Origin of the sequence: Herbiconiux sp. UC225_62 (assembly GCF_042694625.1) — a bacterium.
In the GTDB taxonomy this organism is placed as follows: Bacteria; Actinomycetota; Actinomycetes; order Actinomycetales; family Microbacteriaceae; genus Herbiconiux.
The window spans coordinates 2,315,030-2,335,806 of record NZ_CP170551.1 but is presented as its reverse complement, the minus strand read 5'-3'; the positions used below and the strand labels follow the sequence as shown (position 1 = coordinate 2,335,806).

Sequence of the window (20,777 nt, the reverse complement as noted above, 5' to 3'; positions counted from 1 at the left end):
CGCCGGCCATCGGGCTTGGCTATCGTGGTGCCATGCCCGAAATCGACCCGGAGGCCGCCGACGCCGACATGATGGCCGAGCTGGGGCGCAAGATCAGCGCCCGGCGCAAGCAGCACGGTCTCACTCTCGTGAAGCTCGCCGGCCTGACCGGACTGTCGCAACCCTTCCTCAGCCAGATCGAACGCGGGCGCGCCCGCCCGAGCATGGCGTCGCTCCACCGCATCGCGCAGGCACTGGAGACGGCAACCCCGGTGCTGCTCTCCTCTCCGGGCGGGGCTGAGGGCCAGGCGGCGCACGTCGAGATCGAGTCCGAGCGGGTCAGCCTGGTGCGCGCCGACGAGGGGGCGATGGTGACGCAGGACACCGGACAGGCCAAAGCGCTGGTCGCCGGCTCCCGGGCGATGTACCCGATGGAGTTCGTGACCCGGCTGCCTGACTTCGAAGAGTATTACGAGCATCCGCATCCGGAGTTCATCTACGTCATCGCCGGCTCCATCGAGGTCGATCTCGCCGACGACGGGATGCACGTGCTCGGCCCCGCCGACACCCTCTACTTCGCCGGTGGCGTGAGACACCGCTGGCGGGCACGAGGCCTGTGGCCGGCGCGGCTGCTGGTGACCCAGGCGGGCACAACGCCCGACCTGCACCGCGACACCCCCGCCTGAATATTTGCGTCAGCAATATTTCTTCACGTCACCGTAATGAGTAGGTAACACAATGCCCTCAGGATATTGAACACATCAATATTCCTCGGAGGACCCGTGCCCCAGCCCCTTGTCACGTTCGATGACGTCTCGATGACGTTCCCGAACGGCACCGTCGCCCTGAGCGATGTCGACATCACGATCGACCGCGGTGAGTTCATCGCGCTGCTGGGCCCCTCCGGCTGCGGCAAGTCGACACTGCTCCGCCTCGCGTCGGGCCTGGAGAGCTCGACCGGCGGCCGCACCACGGTCGACACCCGCCAGGTCGGCTACGTGTTCCAGGATGCGACGCTGCTGCCCTGGCGCACGGTGCGTAAGAACGTGTCGCTGTTCGCCGAGCTCGATCACCTGAGCGCCGACGAGACCCGTGCGCGGGTCGACCATGCACTCGGAGTCGTGGGACTCAGCGACTTCGAGGGCCACCGGCCGCACCAGCTCTCCGGCGGCATGAAGATGCGCGTCTCCCTCGCCCGGGCCCTGGTCAACCGCCCGGAGCTCTTCCTCTTCGACGAGCCGTTCGGCGCGCTGGACGAGTTCACCCGTGAGCGCCTGAACGACGACGTGCGCGGCCTGTTCGTGCGCGAGCGGTTCACGGGCGTCTTCGTCACCCACTCCATTCCCGAGGCCGTCTACATGGCGACCCGGGTGATCGTGATGGGGGCCCGCCCCGGCCGGGTGATCGGCGAGTTCGCCGTGCCGTTCGGCGACGAGCGGGGCGAAGAGGTGCGCTACTCGAGCGAGTTCGCCGAGCTGGCCGCCGAGATCTCGCACTGCCTCAAGGCGGCGATGGCATGACCGCCGGAGTCGGAACCCCGGTGCCGCGCCGGCCGCGCACCAGCCGTCGCTCGCTCACGATCATCCTGCCGATCGCGTTCGCCGTCGTCTTCATCGGCCTCTGGTACGTCACCAGCGCCTTCCTGCTCTCGCCCACGCGGCAGTTCATCCTGCCGATGCCGCACGAGGTGCTGATCGACGCCTTCCTCACCCCGAAGAGCCTCGTCGCGCTGCTCGGCCCGCTCTGGACCTCGACCGTCATCGCGATGGTCGGGCTCGCCATCGCGACCGCGATCGGCGTGATCACCGCGGTGCTGATGAGCCAGGCGAAATGGGTCGAGATCACGCTGTTCCCCTACGCGGTGGCGCTGCAGAGCATCCCGATCCTGGCCATCGTGCCGCTCATCGCGTTCGCGATCGGGTACGGGTTCGAATCGCGCATCCTGGTCGTCGTGCTGATCAGCCTGTTCCCGATCATCACCAACACGCTGTTCGGCCTGCAGTCGACGAGCCCGCAGATGCGCGAGCTGTTCACCCTCAAACGGGCGAGCCGGTGGACCGTGCTCACCAAACTGCAATTCCCGGCAGCCCTCCCCGCGCTGTTCACGGGCCTGCGGATCTCGGCCGGGATGGCGGTGGTCGGCTCCATCGTCGCCGACTTCTTCTTCAGAAAGGGCGACTCGGGCATCGGACTCGTCATCGACACGTATCGCAACCAGTTGAACGGCGAGATGCTCTACGGCGCCATCATCCTGGCCTCGCTGCTCGGGCTCGTCGCGTTCTGGGTCTTCGGCCTCCTGGGTCGCCTCTTCGTCGGCTCGTGGTATCGCCCCGACGCCCGCTGACCGCTCTCATTCCCGCACCGCACCACTCCCGCACCACCTCACCGCACCCCCACCCTCAGAGGAGACACCCATGCCCCACCGCACCCGAACCCGCGTCACGGCCCTCGCCGCGGCCGCCGCATCCGGTCTGCTGCTGCTCTCGGCCTGCAGCAGCTCCGCCCCCGCGGCGCAAGACGCCGAAGCCGCCGGCGGCGACGGCGCGCTGAGCGCCTGTCCCTCCACCGTCGTGCTCCAGACGAACTGGTTCCCCGAGCCCGAGCACTCGGCCGCCTACGCCCTCATCGACCCGGCGAACGCCACGATCGACGCGGATGCCGGCATCTACTCCGGCCCTGCCATCGCCGACCCGAACATCACCATCGAGGTGCGCGCCGGCGGCCCGTTCATCGGGTTCCAGCAGTCGACCGCCCTGCTCTACTCCGACGATTCGATCATGCTCGCGATGATCGACACGGACGAGTCGGTCAAGCTGTCGAAGGATCAGCCCACCAAGGCGGTCTACACCCCGCTGCAGAAGAACCCGCAGATCCTGCTGTGGGACCCGACGAAGTACGACTTCGCCGACCTGGCCGCCGTCGGCACGAGCGACGCCACGGTGCTCTACTTCCAGGGCGCGACCTACATGGACTACCTGATCGCCCAGGGCGACGTGCGCGCCGACCAGGTGGACGGCTCGTTCGACGGATCCGTCACGCGCTTGGTCGCCGGCGAGCCGGTCGTTCTGCAGGGCTACATCACCCAGGAGCCCTACCGCCTGAAGCACGAGTTCACCGATTACGGCCGCGACGTCGACTCGCTGCTGATCGCCGACTCGGGCTACGACATCTACCCGGCCGCCTGGTCGGCCAAGCCCGACGTGGTGACCGCGCAGTCCGACTGCCTCGAGCAGCTCGTGCCCGCGATGCAGACCGCCCAGATCGACTACATGGAGTCTCCGGATGCGCTCAACCAGGCCATCTCGGACTACCTCGTGCAGATCGACCAGTTCTTCCAGATCTCGCCCGAGGCCGCGGCCTACGTGCACGACGTGATGCAGGACGACGCTCTCGTGACGGACGGCACCGACGGTGTCTTCGGCTCCTTCGACGCCGACCGGATGACGCGGATGACCGACCTGCTGAAGGGCATCTACGCCGGCACCGACGTGGAGGTCGCCGACGGTCTCACCGCCGACGACATCTACACCAACGAGTTCCTCGACCCCTCGATCAGCTACGCAGAAGGCAAGTAACGACCGTGCGCATCACCTCCCTCACCCCGCTCCCGCTCCGGATGACGACCGACTACTCGTCGATGTCGTACTTCGTGGTCAGGATCGAGACCGACGACGGCCTCGTCGGCTGGGGCGAGAGCTGCGACTGCTTCGGCATCTCGCATCCCTCGATCCTCCGGGCCGTCGTCGACGACATCTACGCGCCGGCCGTGCTCGGGAAGGAGCTCGGTGAGGCGGTGAGCGCACTCGACGAGGTGCACTGGGCCACCCGGCGCACTCTCGGCGACCAGTTCAGCGCCGCCCAGGCCCGGAGCGCGATCGACATCGCGCTCCGGGATCTGGAAGGGCGCTCGCGCGGCCTCTCCGTCTCGGGGATGCTCGGGCGGGTCAAGGACTCGGTTCGGGTCTACGCCGGCAACAGCCACTTCCTCAATTCGCGCGAGGCACCGGAGCACCTCTCGCTGCTGTCGCCGCTGCTCGCCCGTGGCGTCTCCATCGTGAAGATGCGCATCGGGGCCGACTGGCGGAACTCGCTCCGCGTGCTCGGCGACCTTCGACGCGAGCTCGACCGCATCGACGAGACGATCGAGATCACGGTCGACGGCAGCGAGTTCTTCACGGTCGCCGAGTCGATCGAGATCGCCGCCCGGCTCGGCGAGCTGCGGGTCGGTTGGTTCGAGGAGCCGGTGCAGAGCTACCGGCTGGGCGCGATCGCCCAGGTGGTGCGCTCCTCCCCCGTGCCCGTGGCCTACGGGGAGCACTTCTTCGGTACGGAGTACGCGCTCGACGCGATGGAGCTCACCGGCATCTCGGTCATCCAGCCCGACGCCTCGATCTGCGGCGGAATCGGCGAGGCGCACCTGCTCGCCCGCACCGCGCGCCTCAAGGGTGCCCGGGTCGTGATGCATCTGCACGGCGGCCCGATCTCGTTCGCGGCCAACCTGCACGTCGCGGCCTCCGTCGCCGGGGTCGACGTGATCGAGTACCCGTTCCATCTGTCGCCGGTGATGAACCGGGTTGCGGCGGAGGCCGGCTTCGGCATCGACGCCATCGTCGACGGCCGCATCGCGGTACCATCGGGGCCCGGCCTCGGCATCGAGGTCGACGAGACCGTCATCGAGGAGGCGCATCGCGCATGGCAGGCCTGAAAGTCCTCGTCACCGGAGCGCGCGGCAAGGTCGGCCGCGCCGCCCACGCCGCCCTCGTCGCCGCCGGGCACGAGGTGCGCGCCACCGACATCGTGCGCCCCGTCTACGACGCCGACGAGTCGAATGCCGTGCCCTACGTGCAGGCCGACCTCACGAACGGGGCGGATGCGTTCGCCGTGGTACGCGGGATGGATGCGGTCGTGCACGCGGCCGGCATCCCCGAGCCGTCGAAGAACACCCCGAACGCCGTCTTCCTCACCAATGTCACGGCGGCCTTCAACGTCGTCGAGGCGGCTGCGCACTCGGGCGTGCGCCGATTCGTCAACCTCTCGAGCGACTCGGTGTCGGGCATGACCTGGGCGACCCGGCCCTTCACCGGCCTCGCCTGCCCGATCGACGAGACGCATCCGGATCTCGCGCACGACGCCTACGGCCTGTCGAAGCGCGTTTCTGAGGTGCTCTGCGACGGTCTCGTCGGGCGATCGGATGCGACGGCGGTCTCGATCCGCCCGACCTGGGTGCTGACCCCCTCGAGCTACGAGGCGAACCTCCGACCGTTCTTCGACGACCCCGACCTGCCCACCGCGGTGTTCTGGGCGTACATCGACGTGGCCGACCTCGCCGACCTGATCGTGCTCGCGGTCGAGGCCGAGACTCCGGGGCATGAGGTCGTCTATGCGGCAGCGGCCGACAACATCGGCGGGCGCGACCTCGCGGCCGCCATGGCCCGGCTGCACCCGGAGGTACCCGTGGGCCCGCTCGACCGTGTCGACGCCTCGGGCATCAGCTCGCGCAAGGCGCGGGAGCTGTTCGGATGGATGCCGATGCGGTCGTGGCGCGACCACCTCGACGAGAGCGGCCGGGCGCGGGGCTGAAGCGCGGCATCCGGTTCACCCGCTCCGGCCGGGTCAGGCAATCGAACGGTCGTGCAGCGCGGTGTAGATGGCCGAGACGTCCTGCCCCGCCAGCGGGGTTCCGGATGCGGCGGCCTCGCTCCAGAGCGCAGCGATGAGCTCCGAGACGGGCAGGTCGAGCCCCGCTCCCGCCTCGACGGCGAGGCGGGCGTCTTTGGCGCCGAGGCTCAGCGCCATCTCGGTCGAGTGGTCGCCCGACCCGATCTTGCGGAGCTTCGCGGCCGCGTAGGGGGTGTCGAGCGGGCCGCCGCTGAGGGTGTCGGCGATTGCCTGCGGGTCGATGCCGAGCCGGTCGGCGAGCAGTGCCGTCTCGGCGATGCCCTGCATGACGTGCACGAGCCAGGTGTTGACGACGATCTTCATCGCGCTGCCCGCGCCCGTGGGGCCGAGCCAGACGGTGCGCCGGCCGATCGCGTCGAAGACGGGAGCGAGACGTGCGCGGAGCATCTCGTCGTCCGCGTCGCTCGACGCCAGGATGGTGACCGCCCCCTGCTCGGCGGGGACCTTGCTGCCGGAGACGGGGGCGTCGACGAAGACGAGGTCGGGTCGCGCCGCGGCGAGCGCGCGTGCGAGCTCGCCCACCTCCGCGACCCCGATCGTGGCGGTGTTGACGACGATCGCGCCCGGCTCGAGGGCTTCGAGCGTCTGCGGGGCGAGGAGCACGGCGGTGGTGGCCGCCGCATCCGTCAGCATCACGATGACCACACCCGCGCCCGCGACGGCGGTGGCCGCGACGGTGCTCACCGGCAGGGCGAGCTCCTCCATGTCGGCGCAACGCGTGCGGTTGTAACCCGACACCGCGAAGCCCGTCGCGGCGAGGTTCACCGCGAATGCGCGCCCCATCGTGCCCAGCCCTAGAACCGCCACCCTGTCGTCGCTCATCCGTCACCCTCACAAAATATTGATGTCATCAATATACGTCATCGGCCGAACCGTCGACCCGGTCGCGACAAGGGGCGCCCACAGCGCGCCTGGGTCGGGGTCACCGAAGGCCAGTTCACCCGCCGCAAGCCGCGAACCGCGTCAGCGGGGCGCGAGGGCGGCGGCCAGGAACGGCGCCGTGACACTGGACCGAGAGGCGGCGACCTCGCGGGGTGTGCCCTCGGCCATCACCCGGCCGCCCGCGTCGCCCGCACCCGGGCCGAGGTCGATCACCCAGTCGGCCTGCGCCACCACCCGCATGTCGTGCTCCACCATGATCACTGTGTTGCCGCCGTCGACCAGCTCTTGCAGATGCTCCAGCAGGCGATCCGTGTCGGCCGGATGCAGCCCCGACGTCGGCTCGTCGAGCAGGTACAGCGTGTCTCCGCGCTGCACGCGACGGAGCTCCGAGGCCAGCTTCACCCGCTGCGCCTCGCCGCCCGACAGCTCGGTGGCCGGCTGTCCGAGGGCGACGTAGCCCAGCCCGACATCGAGCAGAGCGTCCAGGTGGCGCACCGCCTCGGCGTCGTCAGCGAACAGGTCGCGGGCCCGGGAGACGCTCAGACCGAGCACCTCGGCGATGGTCATGCCCTCGAACCGCACTTCGAGCGTCTCGTCGTTGTACCGGGCGCCGTGGCAGGTGCTGCAGGGCGCGTGCACCGTCGGCAGGAAGAGCAGCTCGACCTCCATCGTGCCCTCGCCCTTGCACGTCGGGCACCGGCCGCTCGGCAGGTTGAACGAGAATCGGCTCGCGGCATACCGGCGCTTCCGAGCCTCAGGCGTCGCCGCGAACAGGGAGCGGATGCGGTCGAACAGGCCGGTGTAGGTCGCCACGTTCGATCGCGGCGTGCGCCCGATCGGCTTCTGGCTGACCTGCACGACCCGCTTCAGCCGATCGGCCGGGCCGGAGGCGTGCCCCCTGGTCACTGCGGGTGCCGGGGTGAGCAGGAGATCGTCGGCGGGCGCCTCCGCAGCAGTCTTCTCAGCTCCCGAGCCGCCGTCCCTCTCGTCGACCTCACTGGCCAGGCTGGCGCGCAGCAGGTCGGGCACCGCCTGGTTCACCAGCGTCGACTTGCCCGACCCCGAGACGCCCGTGACTGCCGTCAGGCAGCCCAGCGGAAACGACACCGTCAGTCCGTCGAGGTTGTTGCGGGTCACGTCGGTGAGTTCGATGCGGCCGTCGGCGACGCGCGGCTCGGATGCTCGTGCCCGCGTCACGGCGGAGGAGTCGCCGTCGCCGAACAGGTAGCGTCGCGTCACCGACTCCTCGGCCCCGCGCAGGCCCTCGAGCGGGCCCGAGTAGACCACCCGTCCGCCTGCCGCACCGGGGCCCGGGCCGATGTCGACGATCCAGTCGGCTTCCCGGATGACGCCGAGCGAATGCTCCACGAAGAACACGGTGTTCCCGCTGTCCCGCAGCCTTCGGAGGATGCCGAGCAGAGCCGTCGTGTCGGCCGGATGAAGTCCCGCCGACGGCTCGTCGAGAACGAACACCACGCCGAATAGCTGCGAGAGCACCTGCGTGGCCAGCCTCATCCGCTGCAGCTCGCCCGAGGAGAGCGTGATCGTGGTGCGACTGAGCGACAGATAGCCGAGGCCCAGATCGGTGATCGGGGACAACCGGGCGAGCAGTTCTTCCACCAACCGCTGGGCAGCCAGGCGCTTCTCCGGAGGGAGCGGACCCGCCCCGAGCGGCTCCCAGTCGGGCGCCAGCGTGACGGCCATCAGTTCGGAGACCTCGTCGAGCGGCATCGCCGCGACATCGGTGATGGTGCGACCCTCAAAGGTCACGGCCAGGGCCTCGGGCTTGAGCCGTCGGCCGCCGCAGGTCGGACACAGCACGCTCCGCATGAACGAGGACGCGCGCTCGCGCATCCGTGCGCTCTTGGAATTGGCGAAGGTGTCGAGCACGTAACGCCGCACCCCGAGGAAGGTGCTCATGTACCGGGGCGACCGCCCGGCGGCGACGGCCTTGCGCACCTCGGCCGGAGACCGGTCGGTGAAGATGGGCACCTGCGGCGACTCGTCGGTGAACAGCGCCCAGGTGCGCTGCTCCTCGGAGAGGTCGCGCCAGGGAACGTCGATGTCGTAGCCGAGCGAGATCAAGCTGTCGCGCAGCTGCTTGCCGTGCCAGGCGGTCGGCCAGGCGGCCAGGGCGCCGTCACGGATGCTCAGCGAGTCGTCGGGCACCATGAGTTCCAGCGGCACGTCGAACACACGGCCGATGCCGTGGCAGGTCGGGCAGGCGCCTTGCACCGTGTTGGGCGAGAAGTCCTCGGCGTAGAGCATCGGCGCCCCGGGCGGGTAGGTGCCCACCCGCGAGAACAGCATGCGCACCACCGTGGAGATGGTCGTGGCGCTGCCCACGGTCGAGCGCGCGCTGCCTCCCGTGCGCTGCTGCGGCAGAGCCACGGCCGGCGGGAGTCCTTCGATGGAGTCGACGTCGGCCACGCCCACCTGGTCGATCAGACGACGGGCGTACGGGGCCACCGACTCGAAGTACCGGCGCTGGGCCTCGGCGTAGAGCGTGCCGAAGGCCAGCGAGCTCTTGCCCGACCCCGAGACGCCCGTGAAGGCCACGAGGGCGTCGCGGGGCAGATCGACGTCGACGTCCTGCAGGTTGTGCTCGCGGGCGCCCCGCACCTGGACGAGATCGAGGGGCGTTCGGGTGGCGCGGGAGTCGTTGGCGGTCATTCCCCCCAGTCTGGCCCCGGGGGACCATTCTGCACCGCGCGCTCCGGCCACGGACTCCAAGGGACGCGGCACCGGCACTGCCCAGCACCTCGCTTCTAGGATGGAGCCACACTCAGTTAACTCAGGAGGGTGACGATGGGCCTCGAGTTCGAGCATCGTTCGTCCGAGTCGCCGTGGATCGAACGCGTCTGGCGCAGCCGGAGTCTGGGCACGACGACGATGACATCGGTCGCGCGGTCGCAGTGGGACTTCGTGTTCTGGGAGGGCCCGGATGGCATCTTCGCCGGGGTCAAGGGACCGGAGTCGCGCGCGTCTCAAGCGCCCGTGCCGGCCGACGCCGATTTCCTCGGGATCCGTCTCGCCCTCGGCGTGGTCATCCCTGACCTTCCCGGGCGGGCTCTCGTCGACCGTTTCGTGGATCTCCCGACCGACGGCTCCTCGTTCCACGTCGCGGGAAACCGACTACGCACTCCGCGCTTCGACGACGCGGAGGTGTTCATCGAACATCTCATCCGAGCGGAGCTTCTCCTCAGCGCCGACATCCAGGACAGGTCAGTGACCGAGCGCACACGCCAGCGTCGATATCTCGCCGCGGTCGGGCTCCCACAGCGCACCGTGCTTCAGATCGAGCGCGCGAGCGACGCCGCCGTTCGACTCAAAGAAGGACAGCAACCCGCCCTCGTCGCTCAGGAGTCCGGTTACTTCGATCAACCCCACCTGGCGCGGTCACTGCGTCGGTTCATCGGCCCGACGGCAACGGAGCTCGGCCAGGAGGCGGAGAACGCCCACCCTCTGTCGTTACTGTACAAGACGAGCGATTCCCACCACCGATAGGTTCCGAGCAAAGGGCCGATCGAGGTCCGAGACGAGGAGGAACCGTGAAAGACGCCCCAGCCGCACCCACCACTCGACGCGTCGTGCTGTACGCACTGATGTCGCTCGACGGCTTCGCCGATGACCCGGGCCGGAGCGAATGGTTGGTTGACACAGGCACCATGATCGGAGATTTCCTCGCCGAGACGATCGCGACGCAGGATGCCGTGCTTCTGGGCCGACGCACCTACGAGATGTGGGCGTCTTACTGGCCCACCGCCCAGGCACTGCCCTTCGCCGATTTCATCAATTCGACCCCGAAACACGTCTTCGCCTCCTCACCCCGGGAGCTGGAGTGGACTCAATCCATGAGGGTCGCCGAGCCGGCGGCCCCGTACGTCGCAGCACTCAAGACCCGATCCGGGGGCGACATCGGAATCCACGGGAGTCTCTCCCTTGCGCGTACGCTGCTCGCGGCCGACCTCGTCGACGCGCTCCGCATCGTGCTCGCTCCGAGCCTTGCGGGCCACGGCAAGAAGCTGTTCGGAGACGACGACACGGTGCACCGCTTCGAGCTCGTCGAATCCGAACGCTCGGGAGGATGTCTCCTCCTGCACTACCGAAGCCGCCGCTGACGAGGCACTCTCGCCAGTGCCGAGAACGCCGAGTCGCCTAACTCGAGAGCTCGGCTCGGAGGAGATCCGTCCCGGCGCTCAGCGCGGCGAGCTTGCCGCGGGCGACGCTCCGGGGAAGGGGTGCCATACCGCAGTTGGTGGAGGGGTAGAGCTTGTCGGCATCGACGAACGGGAGCGCCCGCCGCAGAGTCTCGGCGACGTCCTCAGGGGTCTCGATGGTGTCGGTGGCCACGTCGATGGCGCCGACCATCACCTTCTTCCCCCGGATCAGCTCGATGAGATCGATGGGCACATGCGAGTGGTGGGACTCGAGCGAGACGATGTCGATGTCCGACGCCTGGATCTTGGGGAAGATCTTCTCGTACTGACGCCACTCCGAGCCGAGGCTCTTCTTCCAGTCGGTGTTGGCCTTGATGCCGTAGCCGTAGCAGACATGCACCGCGGTCTCGACCGTGAGCCCCTCGATCGCCCTCTCCAGCGCGGCCACGCCCCAGTCATTCACTTCGTCGAAGAAGACGTTGAATGCGGGCTCGTCGAACTGGATGATGTCAACGCCCGCGTCCTGCAGCTCCCGGGCCTCCTGATTGAGGATGGTCGCGAACTCCCAGGCGAGCTTCTCACGGCTCTTGTAATGGGCGTCGTAGAGGGTGTCGACCATGGTCATGGGGCCGGGAAGGGCCCATTTGATGGGGTGGTCCGTCTGTTCGCGCAGGAACCGTGCGTCGTCGACGAAAACCGGCTTCTCCCGGGTCACGGCACCGACGACCGTCGGCACGGACGCGTCATAGCGGTCGCGAATCCTGACCGTCTCGCGCTTCTCGAAATCCACTCCGTCGAGGTGCTCGATGAAGGTGGTGACGAAATGCTGTCGGGTCTGCTCGCCGTCGCTCACGATGTCGATGCCGGCTTGTTGCTGGTCCGCCAGCGAGAGGCGCAGAGCGTCCCGTCGACCCTCGGCCAACGTGTCACCGTCGAGCTTCCAGGGCGACCAGAGCTTCTCGGGCTCCGCGAGCCACGAGGGCTTGGGCAGACTACCCGCGGTGGATGTGGGAAGCAGCTTGCTCATGACCGTCCTCCCCGCAGATCGAATTGATGAGCCGTGAAGTCCGCCGACCATTCCTCGAGGGCGGCCTTGTGTGGCTCGATGAAGTGTTCTTCCGCGAACGTGCCCTGCTCGACCGCCAGCCGACTGCGCTCCTCCCGGTCGTACTCGATCGACGTCGGCGAGAAATCCGGATTGGTCAGGCTCGCCTGATACGACGCCCCGGCTCTGACGTTGGCCGTGTAGATCTCCGGCCGGTAGATCTTCTGGAAGGTCTCCATCGTGGCTATCAGAGCAGCCAGTTCGAGGTCGGTGTAATCGGCGAGAAGCTCACCGAGGTGATAGAAGGCGAGAGGGGCCGCGCTGCCCGGCGGCATGAAGAAGCGCACGCTGAGGCCCATCTTCGCGAAGTAGGCATCCGTCGGCGAGTAGTCGCTCTGGCGGTATTCGACGCCCAGAACCGGATGCTCGTTCTCGGTGCGATGGTAGGTCCTGCTGGTGGAGACGCTCAGGCAGATGACGGGCGCCTTCGCGAAATTCTGCGCGTAGGCATCCGACGCCAGGAAGGCCTTGAACAGGTTTCCGTGCAGCATGCCGAAATCGTCGGGCAGGCCTTCGGCGTTGAGCCTCTTGTATGCCGGGAGCACGATGCTGAAGTCGTAGTCGCGCACGTACGAGGAGAAGTTGTTGCCCACGATGCCGGGGGTGCGCTCACCGGAGCTTCGGTCGATGATGGTGGTCTTCAGCACCTCGATCAGCGGCACGGCGTCGCGGACGCCCTCGCCATCGATGTCGACGCTGACGGAGATGATGTCGAGCTCGACCGAATACCTGCTGCTGCCTGCATTACTCGTCGGCGCCAGTTCGTTGAACCGCTCGTCGATCATCGAGAACGTCTTCCGCAGATTCTCCAGGCGGTTTTCGCCCCGGGCGAGATTGGCGAAGTTCGTCGTGATGCGGGTGTTGGCGAGCGGGCGGTAGTCCTCGTCGAAACGAGCGCTCCCGATCGAATAGGCCAGACGTGTCATCGACAGGACCGGGCCCGGGCGAGAACGGGGTCTCCCCCGACGATGCGGGTGTTCACGGTGGTGACCATAGCGGTGTGCTCCTCGAGAAGGGAAGCCGCAACAGTGCGACTCCACGGATAGAGATACTGCAGGCGTGCCCCTGATCGGGACGCGAGGCCTCGTTGTGCGCACTGCCCTACCAGGGTAGAACGGCATCGCCCGACGTTCCACCGAATGTCCCCACATTACGCCGGCCGCTGCCGGAGATCGCCGACGCCTTCGGGGTCGCCCGCCCGACCGTCTCCCGCATTCGTTGCAACGACAAGCCGCGTCGTTCTCTATCATGACCCGCGTCGCACCGCGGCAAGCCACAAAGCCGTGCAACGAGCGCCCCGTCCCGCCGCTGGGGCAATGACAGTGGACACGGACGCAGACCGTAGTCGGACAACGACAAAACCCCCTGACTTCCGCCTATATAAGGGGAAGTAGGGGGTTCATCTGTGGCGGTACCGGTGGGATTTGAACTCTAAGCTCGACCACGGCGTCTTAGCGCTTCGAACGTGTATTCCGCGTCATCTCAACGAATCCATAGCCTGGGTGATCATCTCGGCCTCTGTTGTTTCTGACTCCGATGTAGTCAAGGTGTAGTCAGACGGCCAATTCGCTTTTCTGCTGTCTGCCTGATGTTGTCAGGGCCACGACCCGATAGGCGAATGACTCTAGCGTTGCGAGGAGTTGCCAGGCTATCGGCCCGGCTCCGAGACCGTTAGGACACGAGACCTCGTGACTGAGCCCATCATCTTCACCAGGGTGAGCCCCGCCGTTGCGAGTATCACATTCGGAAATCCGCCCGTCGGTCTAGTGGTCGGGGGGATGGTGCAACGACTCGCGGAGATCGTCGACGAACTATCGCACGACCAGGACCTTCGAGTTCTCACCTTCGACAGCAGCGTCCCCGACTTCTTTCTCAACCACTTCGATCTCGCACAGCTCGGCTCATTCCCCGGATTAGACGAAGCTGCGGGTATCTCCACGTGGACCAAGATCACCCTCAAGCTGACGAAGGCACCGTACATCACGGTCGCCCGCATTCGTGGCCGCACGAGAGGGGGAGGAAACGAATTGGCTCTCGCACTCGACCTTCGCTACGCAAGCCTTGAGAAGGCGCAATTCGGACAGCCCGAAGTCGGAACAGCTGTCGTGCCCGGTGGCGGTGGTACAGAGCGGCTGCCTCGGACGATCGGGCGGGATCGTGCCCTCGAGGTCATCCTGACGTCCGCGGACTACGACGCGGCGACGGCGGAGAAGTGGGGCTGGGTGACCAGGACGCTCCCCGACGCAGAGCTCGACGCCCATGTCGACGCCATTGTCTCGCGCTTGGCCTCGTTCGATCGAATCGCTTTGGCAACCGCAAAACGGATGGTCAACCGAGCGACTCTGCCCCCGCGCAAGACCTGATCTCCGCCTACAGCGAGTTCGTCCACATGACGACTCTGCCTGCCTACCGAGCTTTGGCTTCGCTCCCGGCTCCGTCGCCAGAGGACGGGTTGAAAATGGAATATCGGCTGGGAGAGTTCCTCGGGATGGCTGCACGCCGACGGTCGGAGAGCTGAAGGAGGACCGGTCCGACCGTGCGTTGACGTTCGAGTACCACCCGAGCTGCGACCAAGTCGACTAGCGCCGGGAGTCCAGACCCTCGAGCAACTCGTCGATCTCTGCGCTCCACCAGGAGGGCGCGTAGGAACGCGCCATCCCGACCGCGGTCTCCAGGTCGGCGCGCGCACGATCATGCATGCCGAGAGCCGCTTCGGCGAATCCCCGGTGCCGATACGCTCTCGCCAGGAAGTCGGGTTCGTCGGCGAACCTCGCGGCCTCGTCGACGAACAGTTCCGAGGCGGCCAAGGCCTCCTCCCAGGATTCGATGGCCACCAGCGATCGTGTGACGGCGTTCAACGCGAGCACTCTCGTGATGGCACTCAATTCCACACCGTCGAGCAGTGCGAGGAGGCTCCGGCACTCGCGGAGCGCCGCCGACGGGTCGGAGTCGGGAAGCTCTGTGAGCAGGATCTTTCGCGCACGCGCCTCGAGTTCGACATCGCCGAGGGTCTGGAGGATCTCGCGCCCCCGGATGCCGAGGGCGTGGGCTTCATCGTGATCGCCCTCGCGGCTCATCGCGGCCGAGAGTCCGATCAGTGCGCGGGCGAGCTCGCGATCGTCTCCGACCCCTTCGGCTATTCGCACCGCCTCTTGCGCGCTCGCCCGAGCGAGCCCGACATCGCCGCGTATTCCGAGCTGCCAGTCCGCACGGGCGTAGTGGAGTCTCGCAAGGGTCGCCGACTCTCCCAGGTGTGCGGAACTCGTCGCCCCGAGTTCCAGCAGAGCCCACCAGTCCAGGCCGGCGACCTCCCGGTCCGAGAATTCGAGCAGGGCCACGACGAGGTCGCTCACCTCGCGGTAGCGACCCAGGCTAGCGGCCTGATGAATCGCGTCGATCCAGTAGGCGGACTCGGCTAATAGCCACTCGCGTGCGGCGAGGTCGGGTCGATAGCTTTCGATCCCCGTACTGGTCGCGTCACGGGAATACGACCGGGCCATGGCCATCGTCGTCTCGAGGATCCACTCCAGGAGGCGGTTGCGCTGGGCAGCGATGGAGTTATCGGCCTCCTCTCGCCGCATCTGGTCCCCCGCGAAGATGCGCAGGAGATCGTGGAGGCGGTAACGATCACCCATCAGGCTCTCTACCAAACCGAGGTCGACAAGTTCGTCCAGGAAATCAGTGGATTGAACCGGGTCGTACCCGTGGACAGCGGATGCCATGCGCGCACTGAACGAGGAGCCTCTCAGCAGGGCGAGGCTGCGGAAGAACTCGCGGGATCGTTCGCTCAACGCCCGGTAGGAGAGCGCGAACGTCGATTCGACGTTCAGGTCTCCGGCGACGAGCTGGCGAATCCTTCCGTCCTCGAGGCGCAACCTGTTCGCGTAGTCCTCGACCGTCCACTGCGGCCTCGACGCGAGGCGCGCAGCGGCGATCCTCAGGGCAAGCGGCAGATCAGCGCAGAAACGCGCGATCTCATCAAGGTCTCCGACGGCCGCCTGTTCGTCGTTGATCGAGCGGCGAAGCAGTGCGATGCCATCCTCGCGGCGCAGGGCACCCAGAACGATGCGCCGCGCACCCTCGAGACCCGCCAGGGTGCGTCGAGACGTGACGATGACCTGCACCGCGGCATCCGTCGCCAGCACAGGGCGCACCTGCGCCTCCGACGCGGCGTTGTCGAGCAGGACGGCAATCGGGGACTGGATCTGCAACCCGCGCCACGCGAGGGCGGCGTCGCCCATGGTCAGGACCTCCGTATGGCCCCCGGTCGCCTGGCGGAGGAGCGCCTGGAGGATCTGCAGCGGGGTGAGCGCGGCCACTTCGAAGCCCTGCAGATCGACGAAGAGAATCGTGTCGTAGGGGACTTCGCTGAGGGTCTCGAGAGCGAGAGCGGTCTTTCCCACGCCCGGCGGCCCGCTCACGATGAGCGCCGCCGGAGGAGCTGTCGGAATGGAGGCATCCAGGAGCAGGGTCGCGAGGAGGGCTCGCTCGGTCGATCGTCCTGTGAAGTCAACGACTCGATTCGGACGAGAGTTCAGTATCGGATCCGACGGGATTGAGCCAGGCCTTCCCGCACGCGCGGCCGCGGTGAATTCAGATCGCTCCTCGGCGGAGAGCCGAAGCGCATCGGCGAGGGCCGCAACCGTGCGCTGTTGCGGACCGGCACTGACCCCGCGCTCGATGTCGCTGATAGTCCGCACGCTGATGCCCGAGGTCTCGGAGAGGTTCTCGATCGTGAGGTCACGCTGTTGGCGATAGGTGCGCAGAAGCAGTCCTACTGCGCTCTGCTCGTCTGCGGCGGCCACGCGTTGAGACTCGCAGAAACCGACCAAGCCCCGCAACTAGCGCGATGGTCGCCTACTCGAATGCGAGGACGATCTTGTCGTGCGTTTCGCCTGCCTCGAGGAGGCGGTGCGCTTCGGCTGCGGCTGTGATGGGCAGGATGCGGCGTCGCTTGAGGCGGAGACCTCCGGAGGCGAGTAGTGGCATGGTGACCGCCAGCGCGTCGGGTGCACGGTCCGGGCTCGGGTGGGACAGGAGAGCGCCGGACGATGCGACCTCCGGGCCTCCGGTCAGGGTGACCACCCGGCTGGGGTCGCCGACAGCGGTCACCGCTCGCGTCAGCTCACCGTGGCCTGCAGCGTCGATGACGGCGTCCACGTGGGTGTCGATCCGTTCGAAGAGTCCGGCTCCGAAGGCGACGAATTCGCCGCCGAGCTCGCGAACCGAGCCGGCCGCCGGTTCGCTCGCCACTCCGATCACATGGATGCCCTGTGCCCGCGCCAGTTGCGTGATGATCGAACCGACCGCACCGACAGCGCCGAGCACGACGATCGTCTCCCCCTTGGCGGCGCGGATCTGTCGCAAGGTTCCGACAGCGGCATCGGCCGACGCGGGGAGGGCCGCCGCGGCGTCCCAGCTCACCGAAGCGGGTTTCGGGTACCAGACGGCCGTGGTGACGAACTCGCCGTACCCACCCTGAGCCGGCAGAAGCGCAGCGACTTCCTCGCCGACGTGAGCACTGGCACCCTCGCCCACTGCCTCGATCACTCCGGCCGCCTCGAAGCCCAGCACGTCTCCTGGGCGTTGCGGGAATACTCCGGTGAGATCGCCCGCACGGATGTGGAGATCGGTGGGGCCCACGGCTGCCGCCTTCACGCGTATGAGCACCTCACCCGGTCTCACGTGCGGGAATTGCACTTCCCGCCACTGCAACACGTCCGGCCCTCCGAACTCGGTGATGACGATCGCACGTGACATGTTCTCTCCGTTCTTCAGAGGTGCATCTGCCGGCAGTTCGATACGCGCCCGCGTCATGCGCCCTCAATTGAGTTCTCGATTCCCCGTGTCTTCTCGATCCGAGTTGTGCTTGCGCTTCCTCTTCGGGTCAGCTCTGCAGGGCCTTCTTTGCAGCGCCCCAGAGCGAGCCCGGGTTCACTCGATTCCCGTGCTTACGCATCATGCTGTCAAAGAGAGCTGCGGCATCGGCAGACCGGCCGACTGCCGCATCGAAGTCACGGAGATATGTTGCCGTGTCATCGATCACCTCGGGGCCCACGATTCGGAGCCGGCCGTGGCCGGGGACGATGGTGGTCGCTTCAAGCTCCTGGAGCGTGTCCAGGGCCGTCAGCCAAACCTGCCGACTGCCGGCGTCTGTCTCTGTGAGATATGGATGGGTGTCGTCGTAGACGACGTCACCTGAAACAAGGAGTTCGATTTCTGGCACCCACACCGAGGTGGTGTTTTCCGTGTCGGTGAACCCGGTGTCAATGACCCGGATTTCGCGTCCCTCCAAATCCAGGCGGGCGTCCCGGAGCGGGAGAGGGAGAACGATCGGGTCGGGAATCTGACCCGGGAAGAGCTTGCCCCAGAAGGATTCGACATACGCGTCGCTGGCTTGGAACGCTGCGGTCGGAAGCCCTGCAGGCGCGATGACCAATTCTGCCTGCGGGAAAGCCCGCTGTAATTGTGCGAGGCCGAAGAAGTGGTCTCCGTGACCGTGTGTGATGTACACCGCTTGGAGGCGCCTCCCGAAGGACCGCACCCATTCGACCAATTCATCGTTCTGATCGATCGTGGTGAAGGTGTCGATCAGAATCGCATCTCGCTCGCCGTAGATCAGTGTTGAGCTGTTCGCAACCCATCTGAGTTCCTCGCGTCCGTAGGGCAGATCTCGTGTGACCCCCGATCGCTTGACGTGTTTGACTGCGAAATTGAGCTTGCTCATGGCCTTGACCTTTCTGTTCTCGGGTTCTGGATTCCGACGAGTGAGACGAGGCCTCCGGCAGCGAAGAACAAGGCAGACACGAAGATGACTCGGTGGAATCCCGCGAGGTCGAGCACCGCGGCGCCTGCGATGAGGCTGGCCAGGGCGATCGCGACGAGCCCGGCGACGCGGGACACGGCGTTGTTGACGGCCGACGCGATGCCCGATCGTGCGGGCTCGATGGCTCCGAGGATGGCCGAGGTCAGAGGTGCCACCGTGACCGCCATGCCGACTCCGAACACCACGATCGCCGGCAGCACCTGGGTGAGATAGTCGGCGCGCTCGTCGATCCGCAACATCAGAAGGAAGCCTCCCGCTGCGAGGAGCGGGCCGACCGTCATGAACAACCGTGGTCCGAAGCGACCGGCGAGACGTCCGAACAGAGACGACAACCCGATCAGCAGCAAGCTCGTAGGAATCATCGTGAAGCCCGCCTCGGTGGCGCTGTACCCGGCCACCTGTTGGAGGAACACGGCGATGCTGAAGAACCCCAACGACAGCGCCCCGTAGATCAAGAACGTCGCCACATTGCCCACGGTGAAGTTGCGCACGCGAAACAGCGCGAGAGGCAGCATCGGTTGCTGGGTTCGACGTTCGAACAACACGAAGGCAACGAGCGCGACCGCGCCGATGACGAGTGGGACGATCACGACCAGAGATGCCCACCCGAAGTTCGCCTGCTCGATGAGCGCGAAGACGGGCAGTCCCAGTCCGACGATGCCGAGGATCGCCCCAAGCACATCGATCCGGGCTCCAGGCTGGCGGTGGTGGTCGGGCTCGAGCTTGGCGAGCAGGAGCAGCGTCACTGCGATCGGCACGACGTTGATGCCGAAAATGAAGCGCCACGAGAGCTGATCGACGAGCACGCCGCCGAGTATGGGCCCGGCGATGTTCGCCACGCTGGTGAACGCTGTCCACGTACCGATTGCACGGCTCTGCGCGGGGCCGGAGAAGTTCGCCAAGATGATCGCGAGCGACGACGGCACAAGGAGTGCCCCGGCGATCCCCTGCAGCCCGCGTGAGACGATGAGGAACTCGATCGTCGGCGCGAGGGCACACAGCAGTGAGGTCACACCGAACCCGACGAGTCCCGCGGTCAGCACCTTCTTGCGGCCGAACACATCCGACAGCGACCCCGCGAGGAGGATGACGGAGCCGAGGCTGATGAGGTAGGCGTCGACTACCCATTGCTGCGACGTCAGCGCGCCTCCGAGGTCGTGACTGATCGCGGCCAACGCCACGTTGATGACCGATCCGTCCAAGAATGATACGAAGGCAGACAGAATTGCGACAGCGAGGACGAAGCGCTGCGAAACAGTCATTTTTGCAACCATGCGCACAGTCCATCGCACGTCCGCCGAAACAGCGTGGCCCCCTCAGGGACGGCTGACCAGCCGCTCGTATCGAGGCGAGAACGTGTCGAAAATTGGCTCGTTGCTCCCTGTGATTCCTGGCGCGCCACGGCTAGCTTCGTGCCTGCCCGGCCATCGAGCCGGAATCCCGAGGAGCCATTCATGTCGGCCAAAGACATTGTTATCGAAGCAACAGAGCAGCTGTTCAACCGCAAGGACACCGCCATTGTCGACCAGGTGTTCGGGGCCGTGTACGTGCAGCACTCAGCCCTCGGGGCCGATGGCGTTGACGGGCTGAAGGTGCTCGTCTCGAGCCTCCCGGAAGCGGCCGGGTACACGCTCACACGAATCCTCGCTGACGGCGATCTCGTCGTGACGGAGGGCGAGTTCACCGGATTCGCGCCCGTGCCACTGACTGGTTACGACGTGTGGCGGGTCGTTGACGACCGGATCGTGGAGCACTGGGACGCTCTGGGCGCTGCAGCAACCCATACCGCGACCCTCGACGTTCAGACGGGCGGCGACACGGTTGCCGCAAACCGAGCGCTCGTCGCCGAGTGGGTTGCTAAAGCGCTCGTCAATGGCGACCACCGCGCGGATGAGGACTATCTCGCGCCTGGCGCCGGGATGGCATACGACAAGGACCTGGTCTACCGCACCGTCCACGCTGTCATCGCCGACCAGGACGTCGTCTACACGCGCTCCGAAGGCGAAAAGAACGGCCCGGTCATCATCAACGACATGTGGCGGGTGTCCGACGGCCGCATAGTCGAGCACTGGAGCCTCGTGTCCCCCGTTCCGGAGAGCCTCCCGCACGGCAACGGCTCCTTCTAGCAGCCGTGGCCCCTTGAGTG

Annotated in this window: 18 protein-coding genes; 10 read left to right on the top strand and 8 right to left on the bottom strand. The window is 66.8% G+C overall.

The genetic code is table 11. From position 1 onward, the window contains the following. The first annotated feature begins 32 nt into the window (after nucleotides 1-32). The 6 genes from ACFJGU_RS11335 (at nucleotide 33) to ACFJGU_RS11310 (ending at nucleotide 5,559) form a co-directional block, all read left to right on the top strand. The gene (locus ACFJGU_RS11335; RefSeq protein ID WP_382303643.1) at nucleotides 33-665 is read left to right on the top strand and encodes a helix-turn-helix domain-containing protein; all 633 of its coding nucleotides are present in this window, start codon (nucleotides 33-35) and stop codon (nucleotides 663-665) included. A 96-nt stretch (nucleotides 666-761) separates the two neighbouring features. Further along, nucleotides 762-1,499: an ABC transporter ATP-binding protein gene (locus ACFJGU_RS11330; protein ID WP_382303642.1), complete on the top strand. Its 738-nt coding sequence runs from the start codon at nucleotides 762-764 to the stop codon at nucleotides 1,497-1,499. Further along, complete coding sequence (locus tag ACFJGU_RS11325; RefSeq protein ID WP_382303641.1) at nucleotides 1,496-2,323, top strand: ABC transporter permease; 828 nt, start codon at nucleotides 1,496-1,498, stop codon at nucleotides 2,321-2,323. Before ACFJGU_RS11330 ends, ACFJGU_RS11325 begins: the two co-directional genes overlap by 4 nt. A gap of 70 nt (nucleotides 2,324-2,393) precedes the next feature. Continuing rightward, entirely contained in the window at nucleotides 2,394-3,554 is a 1,161-nt protein-coding gene (locus ACFJGU_RS11320; RefSeq protein WP_382303640.1) for a hypothetical protein, read from the top strand. A gap of 5 nt (nucleotides 3,555-3,559) precedes the next feature. Further along, a complete protein-coding gene (locus tag ACFJGU_RS11315; RefSeq protein ID WP_382303639.1) occupies nucleotides 3,560-4,684 on the top strand; it encodes a mandelate racemase/muconate lactonizing enzyme family protein in 1,125 nt (374 codons plus the stop codon). Continuing rightward, nucleotides 4,672-5,559, top strand: coding sequence for an NAD-dependent epimerase/dehydratase family protein (locus ACFJGU_RS11310; RefSeq protein WP_382303638.1), 888 nt, complete (start codon nucleotides 4,672-4,674; stop codon nucleotides 5,557-5,559). The genes ACFJGU_RS11315 and ACFJGU_RS11310 overlap by 13 nt, the downstream gene beginning before the upstream one ends. Nucleotides 5,560-5,592: 33 nt before the next feature. On the opposite strand, the gene ACFJGU_RS11305 is transcribed toward ACFJGU_RS11310, so the two are convergent. Both ACFJGU_RS11305 and ACFJGU_RS11300 read right to left on the bottom strand, forming a co-directional pair. After that, the gene (locus tag ACFJGU_RS11305) at nucleotides 5,593-6,480 is read right to left on the bottom strand and encodes an NAD(P)-dependent oxidoreductase (RefSeq protein WP_382303637.1); all 888 of its coding nucleotides are present in this window, start codon (nucleotides 6,478-6,480) and stop codon (nucleotides 5,593-5,595) included. Nucleotides 6,481-6,621: 141 nt separating this feature from the next. Beyond that, the gene (locus tag ACFJGU_RS11300) at nucleotides 6,622-9,213 is read right to left on the bottom strand and encodes an excinuclease ABC subunit A (protein WP_382303636.1); all 2,592 of its coding nucleotides are present in this window, start codon (nucleotides 9,211-9,213) and stop codon (nucleotides 6,622-6,624) included. Between the two features lie 135 nt (nucleotides 9,214-9,348). Between ACFJGU_RS11300 and ACFJGU_RS11295 the strand changes: the two genes are divergently transcribed. Together ACFJGU_RS11295 and ACFJGU_RS11290 are read left to right on the top strand one after the other, a co-directional pair. Continuing rightward, nucleotides 9,349-10,047, top strand: coding sequence for an AraC family transcriptional regulator (locus ACFJGU_RS11295; RefSeq protein ID WP_382303635.1), 699 nt, complete (start codon nucleotides 9,349-9,351; stop codon nucleotides 10,045-10,047). A gap of 44 nt (nucleotides 10,048-10,091) precedes the next feature. Beyond that, nucleotides 10,092-10,661, top strand: coding sequence for a dihydrofolate reductase family protein (locus ACFJGU_RS11290; protein WP_382303634.1), 570 nt, complete (start codon nucleotides 10,092-10,094; stop codon nucleotides 10,659-10,661). Nucleotides 10,662-10,698: 37 nt separating this feature from the next. Here ACFJGU_RS11290 and ACFJGU_RS11285 read toward each other — a convergent pair whose 3' ends face one another. Both ACFJGU_RS11285 and ACFJGU_RS11280 read right to left on the bottom strand, forming a co-directional pair. Then, complete coding sequence (locus tag ACFJGU_RS11285; RefSeq protein WP_382303633.1) at nucleotides 10,699-11,727, bottom strand: methionine synthase; 1,029 nt, start codon at nucleotides 11,725-11,727, stop codon at nucleotides 10,699-10,701. Further along, entirely contained in the window at nucleotides 11,724-12,731 is a 1,008-nt protein-coding gene (locus tag ACFJGU_RS11280; protein ID WP_382310344.1) for a putative oxygenase MesX, read from the bottom strand. Before ACFJGU_RS11280 ends, ACFJGU_RS11285 begins: the two co-directional genes overlap by 4 nt. A gap of 762 nt (nucleotides 12,732-13,493) precedes the next feature. Between ACFJGU_RS11280 and ACFJGU_RS11275 the strand changes: the two genes are divergently transcribed. Beyond that, on the top strand, nucleotides 13,494-14,168 hold the full coding sequence (locus tag ACFJGU_RS11275) for an enoyl-CoA hydratase/isomerase family protein (RefSeq protein WP_382303632.1): 675 nt from the start codon (nucleotides 13,494-13,496) through the stop codon (nucleotides 14,166-14,168). 216 nt (nucleotides 14,169-14,384) lie between these two features. Here the strand turns inward: ACFJGU_RS11275 and ACFJGU_RS11270 are convergent, their stop codons facing one another. From ACFJGU_RS11270 to ACFJGU_RS11255, 4 genes are all read right to left on the bottom strand, one after another. Further along, the gene (locus ACFJGU_RS11270) at nucleotides 14,385-16,610 is read right to left on the bottom strand and encodes a helix-turn-helix domain-containing protein (RefSeq protein ID WP_382303631.1); all 2,226 of its coding nucleotides are present in this window, start codon (nucleotides 16,608-16,610) and stop codon (nucleotides 14,385-14,387) included. Between the two features lie 52 nt (nucleotides 16,611-16,662). Continuing rightward, nucleotides 16,663-17,565 (bottom strand): NADP-dependent oxidoreductase, encoded by a 903-nt coding sequence (locus ACFJGU_RS11265; RefSeq protein WP_382303630.1) that lies wholly within the window; start codon nucleotides 17,563-17,565, stop codon nucleotides 16,663-16,665. Nucleotides 17,566-17,692: 127 nt separating this feature from the next. After that, on the bottom strand, nucleotides 17,693-18,532 hold the full coding sequence (locus ACFJGU_RS11260; protein ID WP_382303629.1) for an MBL fold metallo-hydrolase: 840 nt from the start codon (nucleotides 18,530-18,532) through the stop codon (nucleotides 17,693-17,695). Next, nucleotides 18,529-19,893 (bottom strand): DHA2 family efflux MFS transporter permease subunit, encoded by a 1,365-nt coding sequence (locus ACFJGU_RS11255; RefSeq protein ID WP_382303628.1) that lies wholly within the window; start codon nucleotides 19,891-19,893, stop codon nucleotides 18,529-18,531. Before ACFJGU_RS11255 ends, ACFJGU_RS11260 begins: the two co-directional genes overlap by 4 nt. A gap of 192 nt (nucleotides 19,894-20,085) precedes the next feature. On the opposite strand from ACFJGU_RS11255, the gene ACFJGU_RS11250 reads away from it, so the two are divergent. Then, nucleotides 20,086-20,757, top strand: coding sequence for a nuclear transport factor 2 family protein (locus ACFJGU_RS11250; RefSeq protein ID WP_382303627.1), 672 nt, complete (start codon nucleotides 20,086-20,088; stop codon nucleotides 20,755-20,757). The last annotated feature ends 20 nt before the right edge of the window (nucleotides 20,758-20,777 follow it).

Excerpts from the sequence above, each read along its gene's own strand:
- ACFJGU_RS11335 (WP_382303643.1), top strand. The coding sequence starts at position 33 with ATGCCCGAAATCGACCCGGAGGCCGCCGACGCCGACATGATGGCCGAG.
- ACFJGU_RS11325 (WP_382303641.1), top strand. The coding sequence starts at position 1,496 with ATGACCGCCGGAGTCGGAACCCCGGTGCCGCGCCGGCCGCGCACCAGC.
- ACFJGU_RS11320 (WP_382303640.1), top strand. The coding sequence starts at position 2,394 with ATGCCCCACCGCACCCGAACCCGCGTCACGGCCCTCGCCGCGGCCGCC.
- ACFJGU_RS11310 (WP_382303638.1), top strand. The coding sequence starts at position 4,672 with ATGGCAGGCCTGAAAGTCCTCGTCACCGGAGCGCGCGGCAAGGTCGGC.
- ACFJGU_RS11305 (WP_382303637.1), bottom strand. The coding sequence starts at position 6,480 with ATGAGCGACGACAGGGTGGCGGTTCTAGGGCTGGGCACGATGGGGCGC.
- ACFJGU_RS11300 (WP_382303636.1), bottom strand. The coding sequence starts at position 9,213 with ATGACCGCCAACGACTCCCGCGCCACCCGAACGCCCCTCGATCTCGTC.
- ACFJGU_RS11295 (WP_382303635.1), top strand. The coding sequence starts at position 9,349 with ATGGGCCTCGAGTTCGAGCATCGTTCGTCCGAGTCGCCGTGGATCGAA.
- ACFJGU_RS11285 (WP_382303633.1), bottom strand. The coding sequence starts at position 11,727 with ATGAGCAAGCTGCTTCCCACATCCACCGCGGGTAGTCTGCCCAAGCCC.
- ACFJGU_RS11280 (WP_382310344.1), bottom strand. The coding sequence starts at position 12,731 with ATGACACGTCTGGCCTATTCGATCGGGAGCGCTCGTTTCGACGAGGAC.
- ACFJGU_RS11265 (WP_382303630.1), bottom strand. The coding sequence starts at position 17,565 with ATGTCACGTGCGATCGTCATCACCGAGTTCGGAGGGCCGGACGTGTTG.
- ACFJGU_RS11260 (WP_382303629.1), bottom strand. The coding sequence starts at position 18,532 with ATGAGCAAGCTCAATTTCGCAGTCAAACACGTCAAGCGATCGGGGGTC.
- ACFJGU_RS11255 (WP_382303628.1), bottom strand. The coding sequence starts at position 19,893 with ATGACTGTTTCGCAGCGCTTCGTCCTCGCTGTCGCAATTCTGTCTGCC.
- ACFJGU_RS11250 (WP_382303627.1), top strand. The coding sequence starts at position 20,086 with ATGTCGGCCAAAGACATTGTTATCGAAGCAACAGAGCAGCTGTTCAAC.